This window comes from Leekyejoonella antrihumi, assembly GCF_007845645.1.
Classification (GTDB): Bacteria; Actinomycetota; Actinomycetes; order Actinomycetales; family Dermatophilaceae; genus Leekyejoonella; species Leekyejoonella antrihumi.
Genome location: NZ_VCQV01000016.1, coordinates 58,223 through 73,379 on the forward strand (window position 1 = coordinate 58,223; position 15,157 = coordinate 73,379).

15 protein-coding genes are annotated in these 15,157 nt (G+C 66.6%); 9 read left to right on the plus strand and 6 right to left on the minus strand.

Annotated elements, in window-relative coordinates:
* Window positions 1-101 precede the first annotated feature (101 nt).
* The 5 genes from narH to FGL98_RS12445 all read left to right on the plus strand — a co-directional run bounded on the left by narH (window position 102) and on the right by FGL98_RS12445 (window position 5,126).
* On the plus strand, window positions 102-1,730 hold the full coding sequence (narH, locus tag FGL98_RS12425; RefSeq protein WP_146317088.1) for a nitrate reductase subunit beta: 1,629 nt from the start codon (window positions 102-104) through the stop codon (window positions 1,728-1,730).
* A complete protein-coding gene (gene narJ, locus FGL98_RS12430) occupies window positions 1,727-2,356 on the plus strand; it encodes a nitrate reductase molybdenum cofactor assembly chaperone (protein ID WP_146317089.1) in 630 nt (209 codons plus the stop codon). Before narH ends, narJ begins: the two co-directional genes overlap by 4 nt.
* Entirely contained in the window at window positions 2,353-3,105 is a 753-nt protein-coding gene (narI, locus tag FGL98_RS12435) for a respiratory nitrate reductase subunit gamma (RefSeq protein WP_146317090.1), read from the plus strand. Before narJ ends, narI begins: the two co-directional genes overlap by 4 nt.
* A complete protein-coding gene (locus FGL98_RS12440; RefSeq protein WP_146317091.1) occupies window positions 3,078-4,184 on the plus strand; it encodes a tellurite resistance/C4-dicarboxylate transporter family protein in 1,107 nt (368 codons plus the stop codon). Before narI ends, FGL98_RS12440 begins: the two co-directional genes overlap by 28 nt.
* Before the next feature lie 159 nt (window positions 4,185-4,343).
* On the plus strand, window positions 4,344-5,126 hold the full coding sequence (locus FGL98_RS12445) for a hypothetical protein (protein WP_146317092.1): 783 nt from the start codon (window positions 4,344-4,346) through the stop codon (window positions 5,124-5,126).
* A 79-nt stretch (window positions 5,127-5,205) separates the two neighbouring features.
* Here FGL98_RS12445 and FGL98_RS12450 read toward each other — a convergent pair whose 3' ends face one another.
* The 5 genes from FGL98_RS12450 to FGL98_RS12470 form a co-directional block, all read right to left on the minus strand.
* The gene (locus FGL98_RS12450; RefSeq protein WP_425460994.1) at window positions 5,206-6,462 is read right to left on the minus strand and encodes an MFS transporter; all 1,257 of its coding nucleotides are present in this window, start codon (window positions 6,460-6,462) and stop codon (window positions 5,206-5,208) included.
* A 146-nt stretch (window positions 6,463-6,608) separates the two neighbouring features.
* A complete protein-coding gene (locus FGL98_RS12455; protein WP_146317093.1) occupies window positions 6,609-7,802 on the minus strand; it encodes a hypothetical protein in 1,194 nt (397 codons plus the stop codon).
* Complete coding sequence (locus FGL98_RS12460; RefSeq protein ID WP_146317094.1) at window positions 7,799-8,143, minus strand: metal-sulfur cluster assembly factor; 345 nt, start codon at window positions 8,141-8,143, stop codon at window positions 7,799-7,801. Before FGL98_RS12460 ends, FGL98_RS12455 begins: the two co-directional genes overlap by 4 nt.
* A gap of 1 nt (window position 8,144) precedes the next feature.
* On the minus strand, window positions 8,145-8,504 hold the full coding sequence (locus FGL98_RS12465; RefSeq protein WP_146317095.1) for a cupin domain-containing protein: 360 nt from the start codon (window positions 8,502-8,504) through the stop codon (window positions 8,145-8,147).
* Window positions 8,505-8,633: 129 nt separating this feature from the next.
* The gene (locus FGL98_RS12470; protein ID WP_146317096.1) at window positions 8,634-9,254 is read right to left on the minus strand and encodes a thioredoxin domain-containing protein; all 621 of its coding nucleotides are present in this window, start codon (window positions 9,252-9,254) and stop codon (window positions 8,634-8,636) included.
* A gap of 168 nt (window positions 9,255-9,422) precedes the next feature.
* Between FGL98_RS12470 and acnA the strand changes: the two genes are divergently transcribed.
* From acnA to FGL98_RS12490, 4 genes are all read left to right on the plus strand, one after another.
* Window positions 9,423-12,257: an aconitate hydratase gene (gene acnA, locus FGL98_RS12475; RefSeq protein ID WP_146317097.1), complete on the plus strand. Its 2,835-nt coding sequence runs from the start codon at window positions 9,423-9,425 to the stop codon at window positions 12,255-12,257.
* A 23-nt stretch (window positions 12,258-12,280) separates the two neighbouring features.
* Window positions 12,281-13,057, plus strand: coding sequence for an FAD-binding oxidoreductase (locus FGL98_RS12480; protein WP_146317098.1), 777 nt, complete (start codon window positions 12,281-12,283; stop codon window positions 13,055-13,057).
* Window positions 13,054-13,617, plus strand: coding sequence for a cob(I)yrinic acid a,c-diamide adenosyltransferase (locus tag FGL98_RS12485; protein WP_146317099.1), 564 nt, complete (start codon window positions 13,054-13,056; stop codon window positions 13,615-13,617). Before FGL98_RS12480 ends, FGL98_RS12485 begins: the two co-directional genes overlap by 4 nt.
* A gap of 78 nt (window positions 13,618-13,695) precedes the next feature.
* The gene (locus tag FGL98_RS12490) at window positions 13,696-14,619 is read left to right on the plus strand and encodes a universal stress protein (RefSeq protein WP_146317100.1); all 924 of its coding nucleotides are present in this window, start codon (window positions 13,696-13,698) and stop codon (window positions 14,617-14,619) included.
* On the opposite strand, the gene FGL98_RS12495 is transcribed toward FGL98_RS12490, so the two are convergent.
* Complete coding sequence (locus FGL98_RS12495) at window positions 14,606-15,124, minus strand: hemerythrin domain-containing protein (protein ID WP_146317101.1); 519 nt, start codon at window positions 15,122-15,124, stop codon at window positions 14,606-14,608. The genes FGL98_RS12490 and FGL98_RS12495 overlap by 14 nt on opposite strands.
* Between the last annotated feature and the right edge of the window lie 33 nt (window positions 15,125-15,157).

Consider the following 15,157-nt stretch of genomic DNA (forward strand, 5'->3'; position numbering starts at 1 on the left):
CCCCACGACGTCTTCGCTCGTACCTCGCTCAGTACTTCGCGGGGCCCCCGAGTCATTCTGAACCACTTTGTTGGAACTGCTTACGGTCGGAGGGCCGACTAATGCGGGTGATGGCTCAGATGTCGATGGTAATGAACCTCGACAAGTGCATCGGCTGCCACACGTGCACCGTCACCTGCAAACAGGTGTGGACCAACCGGCCCGGCACCGAATACGTCTACTTCAACAACGTCGAGACCAAACCCGGCATCGGCTACCCCAAGCGGTATGAGGACCAGGAGCAGTGGCACGGCGGCTGGACCCTCGACGGCAAGGGTCGCCTGCAGCTGAAGGCCGGTGGCCGGCTCAAGAAGCTGCTGTCAATCTTCTACAACCCGGATCTTCCGTCGATCGACGACTACGGCGACCCGTGGACCTACAACTACCAGAAGCTCATCGACGCTCCCCTCGGATCGCCCAACCCCTCCGCGCACTCCCTGTCGGCACTGACCGGCAAGGGCATGAACATGCAGTGGGGCGGCAACTGGGAGGACGACCTCGCCGGTGCCCCGGAGCGGGCGATGGAGGACCCCAACTTCCGCGGTATGCAGGACAAGGTCAAGCTCGACTTCGAGCAGGTGTTCATGTTCTACCTGCCACGCATCTGCGAGCACTGCCTCAACCCGTCCTGCGTGTCGTCGTGCCCCTCCGGGGCGATGTACAAGCGCGAGGAGGACGGCATCGTCCTGGTCGACCAGGACCGCTGTCGCGGCTGGCGATTCTGCGTGTCCGGCTGCCCCTACAAGAAGGTCTACTTCAACCACCGCACCGGCAAGGCGGAGAAGTGCACGTTCTGCTTCCCACGGATCGAGGCCGGGCAGCCCACCATCTGCTCGGAGACCTGCGTCGGTCGCCTCCGCTATCTCGGCCTGGTGCTCTACGACGCCGACAAGGTCCTGGAGGCCGCCTCGACGGAGGACGAGAAGGATCTCTACGAGGCACAGCTGTCGGTCTTCCTCGACCCGTTCGACCCAGAGGTGCAGGCGGCGGCCGAGCGGGACGGCATACCGACGGACTGGATGGACGCCGCCCGCCGATCCCCCGTCTATGAGCTCGCGGTCCGGCACAAGGTCGCCCTCCCGCTGCACCCGGAGTACCGCACGCTGCCCATGGTCTGGTACATCCCGCCGCTGTCACCGGTCTCGGACGTGGTCCAGGCGGCAGGATACGACGACGTCGACCCCGACACGGTCTTCCACACGATTGATGATCTGCGAATCCCGTTGGAGTACCTGGCAAACCTGTTCACGGCGGGCAAGGTCGACACGGTGCGCACGGTGCTCCGCAAGCTGGCCGTGGTCCGATCCATCCAACGCGCGACCCAGCTCGGCCTGGAACCCAAGGACAATCTGCCCGAGACCGTCGGCGCCTCGCTCGATGACCTCGACGACCTCTACCGCCTCCTCGCGATCGCGAAATACGAGGACCGCTACGTCGTCCCGATGGCGCACGTGGAGGATGCCGGCGCCCTCGCCGCGCAGCACGAGCAGCTGTTCTGCAGCCTCGACACCGAGGGCGGCCCGGGCATGGGCGGGACGGGCCCGGACGTCGAGTCCTTCCACCCCGGCAGCGCACCCGGCGGCAGTCATCAGTTCCGGGACGACGGCGGCCGGCAGCGATTCAACCTGTTCGGCTGGAATGGTGAAGGATCCACCCCGAACCTGTTCCCCGACGGGGGCCAGCGGCCATGAAACGCACCGTCTCAGCCGGCACCGCTCGCACCGACAAGCTCGCCTCGGTCCTGCTGCAGTATCCGACGGCGTCCCTCTTCGCCGGCCTGGACGTCCTTGACGAGGCGGCCGCGGCCACCCCGAAGCACAGCGCCGCCGCATTCGCCCAGTTCCTCGCCTGGTTGCGCTCCACCTCGTCCGACCAGGTGGCCGACCACTACGTGCAGACGTTCGACCTGCGAAGGCGCTGCGCCCTCTATCTGACCTACTTCCGATACGGCGACACCCGAAACCGCGGCATGGCGATGCTCGCGTTCAAGACCGCCTATCGGGCGGCGGGTTTCGTTCCCTCCAGCGAGGAGCTACCCGACTATCTTCCGTTGGTGCTCGACTTCGCGTCCATGGAGCCGAGCGGGCAGGAGCTGCTCACCCGCCATCGGGGTGATCTTGAGCTGCTGCGTCGAGCCCTGGACCAGCGGGAGTCGCCGTATGCCGCGGTGATCGAGGCAGTCGCCGTGCAGCTGCCGGGTCTCGGACGGCGGGAGGTCGCCCAGGTGACGAAGGCCTGGCGAGACGGCCCACCCAAGGAAGACGTCGGGCTCGAGCCCTTCGCCCCACCGGAGTACATGCAGGGAGGCAGGCGATGAGCGGATCGAGTGTCGGCGAGATCATGTGGTGGGTGGCCCTGCCCTATCTCGCAATAGCGATCTTCATCGTCGGCCACATCTGGCGTTGGCGCTACGACCAGTTCGGCTGGACCAGCAGGTCGACCCAGCTGCAGGAACGCAAGCTGCTCAAGTGGGGTGCCCCCCTCTTCCACTACGGCACTTTCGCGGCGATCGGCGGACACGTGATCGGCGTCCTGATCCCCGAGTCCTTCACCCGGTGGCTCGGCATACCCGAGAACGTCTACCGCTGGTTCTCCGCGGCAGCGGGCACCGTCGCCGCGGTGCTGGTGATCGGGGGGATCGTCGTGCTGGCCGGCCGTCGGTTGTTGGTCCCACGGGTGCGCGCAACGACCGACCAGGTCGACAAGGTCGTGCTGCTCCTACTACTCATCGTCGTGCTGACCGGCATCGCTCCGACCATCGGCGTCAACCTGTTCGGCCACGGTTACGACTACCGCACAACCGTCGCGCTCTGGTTCCGTGGCCTCTTCGTCGGACAGCCCAATGTCCAGGCCATGGCGACCGCACCGCTGATCTACCAGATCCACGCCACGGCCGCCTGGGTCATCTGGGGCTTCTGGCCGTTCAGCCGTCTGGTCCACGCGTGGAGCTATCCGCTGTGGTACCTGTGGCGCCCCTACGTGGTCTATCGAAGCCGCACCGCGACCGCACCGTCCGAACCCGGCACCGGCGGCCGCAAATGGCGCAAGATCGGCTCGCCCTACTGATCGTGGTCGAACCACGCGGGACGCCGGCGGGCTCGGTCCGGGACGCCGTCTCGACACTCAACCCCGGATACTTCGCGCTCGTCATGGGCACCGGGATCATCTCGGTGGCCATGCGTAACAACCACGTTCCCGCGATCTCCATCCCGATGTTCGCTGTGGCGGCTGCCAGCTGGATCGTCCTCGTGGTGCTGCACTGCTGGCGAGCCGCTCACTACTGGCAGCAGTTGCGCGCTGACTTCACGGATCCCCGAAGAGCCTTTGGCTTCTTCACCTTCGTCGCTGCCACCGAGGTCCTCGGGACCCGCAGTGAGCTCGAGGGTTACCGTGTCGTGGCGATGATCCTGCTCGTGCTCGGCTTGGTGAGCTGGTTCGTGCTGGGCTACATCGTGCCGTGGACGGCCGTCCTCAATCCGTCCATCCGGCCGGCGCTGACCGGCGCCAACGGATCCTGGTTCATCTGGGTGGTGGCCAGCCAGTCGGTGGCCGTGCTTACGGCAACTCTTGAACCCACGTTCGACTCCGGTCGGCACGAACTCGCTCTGATCGCCGTCTTCTCCTGGGCCGTCGGCGCATTTCTCTACGCCGGCGTCGGCGTGCTCGTTATTGCGAGACTACTGCTTTATCCGCTGAGAGCGGAAGACTTCACGCCGGTCTACTGGGTCGCCATGGGCGCCACCGCCATCACGGTCCTTGCCGGTGCACGCATCGTGCAAATGGCCGACGCACCAATGGTCGCGGCTACTCGCGGTCTGATCGCGGGCTCGTCCGTGATGTTCTGGGCATTCGGCACCTGGTTGGTGCCGGTGCTGTGCGCTGCCGCGTGGTGGCGACACATCACCCACCGGATCCCACTGGTCTACGAGGCCACGTTGTGGAGCATCATCTTTCCGCTCGGCATGTATGCAGTGGCGTCCTACTACCTCGGCCACGCCGACCGGCTACCCATCGTCCGAGTGATCGGAGACGTGATGTCCTGGATCTCTCTCATCGCATGGGCGGCCGTCTTCGTCGCCATGATTCGGCACCTGACAACCCACCTGGTACTACGCCGACCAGGGACGAGCGGACCCCAAAAGTGAGACGTTCCCACCTTCGGTAGCCCCACCGGCAGACTCGGGACCTTCGGCTCTATCAGCCGGGACGCTGTGGCGGCACTCTGGAAGTCGGGAGCCCACACCGAGGCGATGACGAAGAGGACCGTCATGCCGGAGGCCGGTGAGCCAGAAGGAAGTAATCTCATGAGTACTGGTCACTCCGACGTACTGATCTATGGTGACTTCGCCTGCGCAAGGTGCTATCTCGCGAGTCAGAAGGCGGATGCACTGGTCCATCGAGGCGCCCTCATCAGTTGGCGTGCCGTCGAGCAGAACCCTCACCTGGCGGTTGCCGGACGCCAGCACGACGCGGCCACACGAGCAGACCTGGACCAGGTCCTGGCCGTACTTCGACCACGGTTACGCGGGGGTGAGGTGCTGCCCGAACGCATCCCAGGCTTCGCACCGAAGAGTCAGGCTGCGGTGTCTGCCTACGCCGAGGCGTGCGGCGCCCACGTAGCAGACGAGATTCGAGGGTCGTTGTTCACGGCGTACTGGCTGCACGGCACCAACATCGGCGACCCGGAGGTGTTACGGACTCTGCTGGCTGCCGAGTTCTTGAAAGGAGATGCCACCAGCGCCCCGATCAGGGAGTTCGGTTATGCCGTGGCCATGACTCGTTCGCCCATCACCGGCGCGGCCTGGCGTCGGGTACGTGACTGGCGCCGCCAGTGGCTCGACCTGGGCGCCGGTGACCTGCCGGTGGTGTCCGACGGGCAACGAGTGGAAGTCGGCGACGCGGGCCTGGCCTGGCTTGATGACGTGCTCGACCAGGAACCTGCTCCCGCCCGCGCACCCGTCCGTTCCTGGAGGCCACCTACGACCGCGATCCCGCCGGCCACCTGGACCACGCAGATCGGCGACCCGTGGCAGCGAGCCTGGCAGCTGAGACAGGTGGACGAGACGCTCACCCAGCGGCAAAGCTGACGCCCCCGCCTGCGATCGGTCGGGCATTCCTCGTCGAGGTGATGCCCCGTTGGTCCGCCCTGAATGTCCCGGATTCGCCTCATGTCTCGCTGGTGGCCTCGACGCTGCGGCCGGCGGCTGTCTCCTGGGCAGCCGCGGCGCTGCGACGCACGACGGTGAGCGTCAGCACCAACGTAAGGGCGGCCGTAGCCGACAACAGCCATAGTCCGATCGCGTAGGAGTCGGTACGGCCATAGATATAGCCCATCACCAGCGGTGGTACGAAACCCGCCAGGCCGCCGGCCGCGCCGACGATACCAGTGACACCACCCACGCGGGCAGGATCGGTGACCTGCGCAACCAGTGCGAACGTCGCGCCGCTGCCGGCGCCCAACGCGGCAGCCATCGCGAGGAATGCGAAGGTGCCGATCACATGCAGTGGCGGCGCAGGCGAGACGACCGCAGCGCACACGACGACCACGGCGAAGCTCGACGCGAGTACTCGGACGGCGCCGATCCGGTCCGAGAGCCAGCCACCGACGGGGCGTAGCACCACGGCAACCACGACGAACCCGGCCATTCGATTGGCCGCGTCGGCTGCCGCGAGATGATGGGCGGTCTTGAGGTAGGCCGGTAGATATACCGAGAACGCGACATACCCTCCGAACGAGGCACCGTAGAGAACGCTGGCCTGCCAGGTGATCGGCAGGCGCAGGTTGGCAGCCAGTCGAGTCGTGAAACTCGTCGTGGGGACCACCCGGCCGGGCGCGTCGCGCAGCATGAACCAGGCGACCACTGCATACACCGCAAGCAGTGCAGCGGTGATCAGGAACGGTGCGTGGTGACCGAGATTGGTGTACAGCTGCACCGTCGTGAGCGCACTGATCGCGGTGCCGCCCATTCCGGCGCCAAACAGTCCGACGGCAAAGCCGCGTTGCTCGGGTGGGAACCAGGCGTTGACGAAGGGCACCCCGACGGCGAACGACGTGCCGGCGATGCCGAGCACGAACCCGCCGACAAGAATGAGCACATAGGAGCTCAGGGCGACAAAACTGAGGAACAGGATCGGCACGATCGTGACGGCTGAGATGAGCGGAAACATCACCCGCCCGCCATAACGGTCGGTCAGGGCTCCAACCCCGATCCGGCCGACGGAGCCGACCACCACCGGCACCGCGACCAGCAGTGCAACATCGGACTCACTCAGACTCCCGAGCGATCCCGTCTGGCGAAACAGCGGCCCCAGCGGGCTGAGCAGTGCCCAAGCCCAGAAGTTGAGGGCGAACCCCACGGTGGCGAGGGCCAGCATGAAACCAGGGCCGCGCTTTCGCCGGATTGGTATCTGCGCGCTCACCATTCGCGTCCCTCCGTCACACTCGGTACCACCAGCAATGCGCCGCGTGCGTGCTCGACCCACCCTACCTGTAATCGAGCCCAGACGGATGTCGATGAGGACGGTGCCTCGGTGTAGGGATTGTCGAGATCGAGGTCATGGTCGACCGGCTACTGCGTTGTCGACCGATTCGGCAACGGCGGTCGCGCGGCGCCACGGTGGCGCGACGCCCGGATGACGGCGGTCGCTGCCACGCCCACGAACAGCAGCAACGCGGTCTCGTTCAGCACCCCGCCCCACTGCCAGCTCACCAGGTTGCCGAAGGCATCCCCGCCCACCAGTCGCAGCAACAGACTGAGGTGCAGCAGCGCCAGTGGAACGTAGAGCACCCGGCTGTAGGGCAGCGGCTTACCAAGCACAGCGGGCACGATGACCGGCGCGTGCGCAAAGATCATCGAGATCACGAATCCGAGGAAGATCGCGTGCAGCATGGCGTCATACGCCGACCCGTGCGCGGCAGTGCCGAGGTCGGTGAAGTGCATCGAGCCGATGACCACCCAGAGCACGCCGCCGACCGCCATCCACACGTACCCGGTCAGCAGGGCGACCGCCATGTAGCGGGTCACCCCCTTGGCTCGCACCGTGCGGCGCGCGATGTCATACCGGCCCAGCCAGAGGGCCAGACCGCACAGCCCCACCCCGGCGATACGCACGCCGTCCGTGCCGGCGAACAGCGAGACGATCAGTCCGATCGCGAAGACCCCGGCGGCCGCGCCGAACAGGACACGGCTCAACCTGGTTGCGCCGGTCAGCCGGGACAGTTCCAGACGCTCACCGGTGATGGTCAGCACAAGGAAGCCGGCGAGCCACGGAATGAACCGAGGAATGTCCCAGCCGACCAGCCAGAGGGTGGCCGCCACCACCCAGCAGATGGCGCCGCTCGCAAGCACCACGTTGTGCAGCGACGCCTGAATCCGATGCACCGCAACGAAGATCGCCACCAGGGCGACACCGCCGAGCAGCACCAGGCTTGGGCCTAGATCGCTGGGCGCGTCCACGACCACCGCGAGCCCCCCGACCGCGGAGGCTGCCGGTGCGACGTAGGCCCACGCGTGGCCCAGCGCCACGGCCCGCTCAAGGCTGATGAGAGTGCCCAGGAATCCCAGCACCATCAGCGGCCCATGGCCCTGATGCAGCTCCGCCTGGCCGGCGGGAAGGTTGAACCCCAGGTAGACCAAGCCCTCCCAGAGCCCACCGAGCAGCAGAATGACGGCCGCCGCCATCATCGGCGGCACCCATCGGGCACGGCGCCGCCGTGGTGCGGTGAGGCCGATGGACGGTGGGGTATCGACCGTTCGACTCATTGCACCCACCCGAGCTGTCGTTTGCCTTCCCAGGTCATCAATTCGGGTGACCAGCGAGGCTCCCACACAAGATCCATGTAGGTGTCCTCGATGTTCGGCAGCGAGGTGAGGGTGCGCCGAATCTCGTCATCGATGTAGTCCCCCAGGGGGCAGCCTGGAGTGGTCAGCGTCATCCGGACGTGCGCAACGCCGTCCAGGACCTGCACCCGGAAGACGAGTCCGAGATCCACGATGTTGACTCCGACCTCGGGATCAATCACCTCATGCAGCAGGTCCAGCGCCGGCCCGCCCAGCTCATCGGTCACGGGCGCGGTGGTGCCAGCGTTCGAGGGCTCGCTCATCTCACTCCTCCGAGGCGGGGTCGCCGAGGTTGCCGAGGAAGGACAACGAGGTCGTGGCCCGCACCGACCGCTGGAGCCCGTCGGCCACTACCACGGTCGACCCGGCCGCGACCGGCACCAGGGTGTCGCCCACCAGCACTTCCCCTTCGCCATCGAGGATGTGAAAGGACGCGCCCGCACCTGCGTGTGGCGGCAGGGCCTGGCCCGAGGCGAGACCGACCAGGACCACCTTGAGGGTCTCCGACTGGTGCAGCAGCGTGACCTGAGGTCCGGTGCTGCTGGGGCGCACGACTGCGCGCCAGTCCGGCCAGTGCACCTGCTCAGCGTTCGAGGCCTGCGCCTGCACATCTTCCAGCGCCATCGCCGGCTCCCGTCAGTCAGTTATTAAATACGATGCTAATAGTGTAAATGATTTAAGCGAACAGTACGCCCCTCTCTTCTGCGGCGCCACCACTGGGTGAAAAGCCGCCTCGGGGCGCCGCTCCTGCCATCACTGCCGCATGCGCTGGGCGCGGCCCCACGGGTCGCCGATCTGGCTGGTCCAGGCCGGCGGGGGAATCACCGTCGTCGGTGGCGCCCAGACTCCTGCCGCCGCAGGCGCCCCGCCCACGCCGACTTCCACTGGCGACTCCTGGCACAGCAGCTCGTCGAGCCACCCCAAAGCGGCCGCACCGCTTTCGACCCTCGAACCACACATCACCACCGGCAGCGCATTCGTGGCCAGCTCCAGCCAGCCGCTGCGCCAATCCCGGATCAGACGCCAGGCCGCAGCGGTGATCGGCTCCCGGGTCATGGCGACGGCATAACCGAACTCCCAGATCGGGTCGCTGTGGGAGTCTCCCTTCATGAAGGTCGCGGCGAGCAGCGTGCGCAGCACCTCCGGATCGCCGATATTGGCGCCGTGCCGCCAGTACGCCGTGAACAGCATCCGCCGGATCTGGTCGGCCACGTGCGCGCCACACGCCTCGGCATACGCCGAGACGGCCGCCCCGGTCTTCGGCACGATCGCGGGTGCCCGCTTGGGAAGGGTCTCGCCGGATTGCCACTTCAGCTCAAACCCCCTGCGCCCCAACGCATCGACGCGCTGGCTGGCCAGGTAGCAACGCAGCACCCAAAGTCGCCATAGACAATCAGGGCGGACGTGGGCACACTCACAAGGACCACCGGAGTCCGGCGGCCCGAGATGACACACCCGGTCGGGACGACCGTTTTGTATCCATATAGAGAATTTACGACTACATTGTGTAAACGGCTAGAGTCCTCCTTGGGAGTGTGACTGATGACCACCTCAGACAGCTTCGGCACCCGCGATCGGCTGACCGTCGATGACACGTCCTTCACGATCCACCGGCTGGACCGCCTCGATGGTGTCGACCGACTGCCGTACAGCCTCAAGGTTCTGCTGGAGAACCTGCTGCGCAACGAGGACGGTCGCCTGGTCACCGCCTCGCAGGTCGAGGCACTCGCCCGCTGGAAGCCCGAGGACCAGCGCGGTGGAGAGATCGCCTTCACCCCGGCTCGAGTGCTCATGCAGGACTTCACCGGGGTGCCGTGTGTGGTCGACCTGGTCGCCATGCGGGACGCGATCATCGGACTCGGTGGTGACGCCGCGCGGATCAACCCGCTCTGTCCGACCGAGCTGGTCATCGACCACTCGGTGATCGCCGACGTCTTCGCCCGCACGGACGCTTTCCGCATCAACGCGCAGCTGGAGTTCGAGCGCAACGCCGAGCGTTACCAGCTGCTTCGCTGGGCCCAGCAGGCCTTCGCCGACTTCAGTGTGGTGCCACCGGACACGGGCATCTGCCACCAGGTCAACCTGGAGTACCTGTCCCGTGTGGTGTTCACCCGCGACGGGCCGGAAGGCCCGATGGCTTACCCGGACACCCTGGTCGGCACCGACTCGCACACCCCCATGGTCAATGGGCTGGGCGTCCTGGGTTGGGGCGTCGGCGGCATCGAGGCCGAGGCCGCGGTGCTCGGCCAGCCGATGAGCATGCTGATCCCGCAGGTCCTCGGACTCAAGCTGAGCGGCGAGCTGCCGCCCGGCACCACCGCCACCGACCTGGTGCTCACCGTCGCGGAGCTGCTCCGGCAGACCGGCGTCGTGGGCAAGTTCGTCGAGTTCTACGGGCCCGGTGTGGCGAGCGTGCCGCTGGCCAACCGCGCCACCATCGGCAACATGACCCCGGAGTACGGCGCCACCTGTGCGATCTTTCCGATCGACCAGGTCACCCTGGACTACCTGCGGCTCACCGGCCGACCCGAGCACCAGATCCGGCTGGTCGAGGCGTATGCCAAAGAGCAGGGCATGTGGCACGACCCGAACCATGAGCCGAGCTACTCCCAGACCATCGAGCTGGACCTGGGCAGCGTCGAGCCCTCGATCGCCGGCCCGAAACGCCCTCAGGACCGGATCCCGGTGCGCATTGCCCCGCACGCTGTCGCGGCACTGTTGTCGGGCCAGTCCTACGCGGAGGCCGTCGACGTCGGTCTGGACGAGGCGTCGGGAGAGTCTTTTCCGGCTAGTGACCCGGTGGCCATCGACCATGACCGGGTCGGGGACCGGCCGGCCGAGCCCTGCGGCTGTGGGGCGGATCATGACTGGCCCAGCGATCCCACCGAGCTGCTGCTGAACGACGTGCCGGTGTCGATCGACAACGGTGACGTGGTCATCGCCGCCATCACCTCCTGCACGAACACCTCGAACCCGTCGGTGATGATTGGCGCGGCACTGCTGGCCAAGAAGGCCGTCGAACGTGGCCTGTCCAGCAAGCCGTGGGTCAAGACGTCGCTGGCGCCGGGCTCGCGAGTGGTCAGCGACTACTACGACCGCTCCGGCTTGACCCCCTATCTGGACGAGCTCGGATTCAACCTGGTCGGGTACGGCTGCACCACGTGTATCGGCAACTCCGGCCCGCTGATTCCCGAGGTCAGTGAGGCGGTCATCGCGTCGGACTTGACGGTCTGCTCGGTGCTGTCGGGTAACCGCAACTTCGAAGGGCGCATCCACCCGGAGTGCCGGATGAACTTCCTGGCCTCGCCCCCGCTCGTCGTGGCGTACGCGCTGGTCGGCACGCTGCACGCCGACCTGGTGCACGACCCGCTCGGCATCGGCAGCGACGGCAACCCGGTCTATCTCCGGGACGTCTGGCCAACAGAGGCAGAGATCGACAAGGTCGTGGGCGAATGTCTGCAGGCCGACATGTTCAGCAAGGGCTACGCCGACGTCTTCACCGGCGACGAGCGCTGGCGCAACCTGTCGGTGCCTGACAGCGAGACGTTCCAGTGGGACCCGGACTCCACCTATGTGCGCAACCCGCCGTACTTCGAGGGTATGGGGGCCCAGCCGGAGCCGGTCGCAGACATCACCGGTGCCCGCGTCCTGGCCAAGCTCGGCGACTCGGTCACCACCGACCACATCTCCCCCGCGGGTGCGATCAAGGCCGATTCACCTGCGGGGCGATACCTGACCGAGCATGGCATCGAACGCAGGTCGTTCAACTCCTATGGGTCACGACGTGGCAATCACGAGGTGATGATCCGCGGCACGTTCGCCAACATTCGGCTGCGCAACCAGCTGGCACCAGGCACTGAAGGTGGCTGGACCCGAGACTTCACGGCAGCCGGCTCCCCCGTCACGACCATCTACGACGCCTCCGTCAGCTACGCCTCGGCCGGCATACCGCTGGTCATCCTCGCCGGCAAGGAGTACGGCTCCGGCTCCTCACGGGACTGGGCCGCCAAGGGCACCGTGCTGCTCGGCGTGCGCGCGGTTATCGCCGAGTCCTATGAACGGATCCACCGCTCCAACCTGATCGGGATGGGTGTGCTGCCGCTGCAGTACACCCATGGCGCAACTGCCGAGTCGCTCGGTCTGACCGGCGAGGAGACGTTCGAGATCACCGGCGTCACCGCGCTCAACCCTTCGGCAGGCTCAGGACAGGAAACCGAGATTCCCCGCACCCTGCATGTCAGCGCGGGTGAGATCGAGTTCGACGCCGACCTACGCATCGACACTCCCGGCGAAGCAGACTACTACCGGCACGGCGGGATCCTGCAGTACGTCCTGCGGCAGCTGCTGGGCGCGAAACCCTCCGCTGAGCAGGGCTGACCAGACAAGGGGCAGCGACCTCAATGTCTGCACCGGCCCTCTGGGACGACTACCCCTACCGGGTAGTCAGCAGCCGACGGGTCACCCCCGTCATTCAGGAGTTACACCTGACGCCGGATGCAGCCGTCATGCCGTATCGGCCCGGGCAGTACGCCCTGTTGAACGACCGTGACTACCAGGTGCCCCAACGGTCCTACTCGATGGCGAACGCGCCCCGCGCCGATGGTGTCGTCAGCCTTCTGGTCACTCATGTCCCCGATGGCCCGACCAGCACCTGGGTCCACCACCAGCTCACGCCCGGTGGCCTGGTCACGCTTTCCGGTCCGTACGGAACCTTCACTCCCGACCCCGCCGAGCAGGGCCCGGTCCTGCTACTCGCCGCGGGTTCCGGGCTGGCCCCGGCGCGCGCGCTTGCCGAGGGGTTGCTCGGCGGTCGGCCATCACGACCAGTCACCTTGTTCTTCTCCGCACGAAGGGCTGCCGACGTGATCGACCGGTCGCGTTTCCAGGACTGGGCTAACACGCGCAGCGGCTTCCGATACCTCGTGACCCTGACCCGCGAGCCGCATGCCGTCGACCGGCCACGGATCCCCGACCTTCTGCCCGGCACGCTCGGCGACCTCACCGGGTGGGAGGTATTCGCCTCCGGCCCACCAGGATTCGTCAGCGGCTGCGCCACAGCCGCCCGGGCCCTTGGCGCCGACGCCGCCATGGTGCACACCGAAGAGTTCTTCACCGAGCCGCAACCTTGGACCGAGCAGCCTCCGTCACCCCAGCTGCGGAAAGCCTCCCCGCGATGAATGAACCACGGATCTACACGAAGCTCGGCGACGACGGCAGCACCGGGCGCCTCTTCGGCGGCCGAGTCTCCAAGGCTGATCCGCTGATCAGCATCCTCGGTGACCTGGACGAGACGGTTGCCGTGCTCGGGATGGCTCGTGCAAGCACCACCGACGACACGCTGTCCGGGCAGATCCTCGACGTCCAGCGAGACCTGTTCGTCGTCGCCGCCGACCTGGCCGCCAACCCACACACCAGGGACCGGCTCGTGCCCGATGTCTCGCTCGTGACCGCTGCGATGACCGCGCGTATCGAGCGTCTCATCGACGAGCTGATCGCCCAGCGGCCCCTGCGACCAGCATTCGTGGTCCCCGGCGCGAACCCCACCTCTGCTGCCCTCGACGTCTCCCGCACGATCGCGCGACGCGCCGAACGAGCCCTGGTCGGCTACCAAACGGGTCCGGACACAACACAATCGAGCAGCGCCCACGCGCTGACCTACCTCAACAGAGTCTCCGACCTGCTCTATGTCCTGGCCCGGCACGCCGCCGGCGACCAGGAGGAGTCACTCAGCCACTAAGGACCTTCGGCCCTGGCCGAAATCGGGGCCGGCAGCCAGCCTTGAAGTAGGCAGCCTTGCCCCGATCAAGGAGACACCATGACCATCACCCGGGCGCTCGATGGGGCCATCGTCGTCGGCGTCGACGGTACGGCCGGCAGCAGGACCGCGTTGGACTGGGCCATCGCGGAAGCTCAGCGGCTGCGCCTGCCACTGCACCTGGCGTATACCGCGAGCAGGTCGTCCTGGCCACGAAGTGGCTACGGCGATCACCAGGTGCCACTCCATCACCATCTCGCGACAGCAGTTCAGCAGGTCATCGAGACGGCGCCCGGCGTGGCCGTCAGCTGGGCACAGAACGTGACGATGCCGGTTGCCGACCTCCTCGAAGCCTCCAAGATTGCCGAGCTGATCGTCCTCGGCTCTCGCGGCACCCAGGGCGCGGTGCTCGGCTCGGTCTCCATCGAGGTCAGCGCGCAGGCCCAGTGCCCCGTTGTGGTGGTACGCGAGACAACAGCGTCCGCGCAAGGTGGCCCCGTGGTGGTTGGTCTGGACGGTGCCAGGCACAACGATGCCGCCGTCGAATACGCGTTCCGTCAGGCGTCTCAGCGCGGCGTACCTCTCATTGCAGTGCATGCCTGGGATCTTGATGCGGGTGCCCGACTCTACGGACACGCGATGTGGGGAGTAGGACAGCCAGAGGAGAACGAGCGGAGACATTCGATGGTGTCACGGGCCCTGTCGGCGCCGACTGACACGTACCCCGACGTCCAAGTGAACCAACGGATCCTCCGTTGCGATGCCGTGCAGGCGCTGGTCCGGCACAGCAATGGAGCGTCACTGGTCGTTGTCGGCACCCACAGTCGGCAGGAAGCGAACGAGGGACTCCTCGGGCTGGTGAGCCAGGAGGTGATGCGCCGCGCGCAGTGCCCCGTTGCCGTGATCCGCGAACGACCGGCGCAGGTCCGAAGGTCTGCGGCGACGGGAGCCCCTGCTGGACCACGGACGGTTACTCGGTCCTGACATCCGAGCACACCCATCCCGGTGGCAGAACGGCATTCTCGATCCCGTCGCGGAGGTCGTCCTCATCTTGCGCCGTCAAAACCTCCGCCACGTGCCTGAACACGATCGGATCCTCGCGCGACATGTGCTGATCGAGTTCGGCGCGCAGGATCTGACAGGTCTGCTGCTGAGTCTTCGGAGAGCTGCCGTCGGCCAGCGACTGCTCCATCTCGTCCATCGTGCGCCACAGTTCTAGGTGGTCGGACGACATGGCAACGACCGGACCGTTCTTCCCCGCTCGTTGCAGGGGCGGTAGGACGAACTCGTGCTCCACGTAGATGTGCCGCCGCAACGCCTCAATCGCCCCGCGGACGGCCGCGGTGGCGGCGACCATCCCCCCGCGCAGAGCGAGGAAGTCGTTGATACCTCGTTCAATGGCTGGAAAGTCTTGTTCCAGAACCTTTTGCAAGGCCACGGCCCGCACGGCCATGGGATCCGGCGGCTCAGCATCGGCGTCAGAGTTCATGAATGATCCCTTCGTCCCGGGCTTTCGATTCTA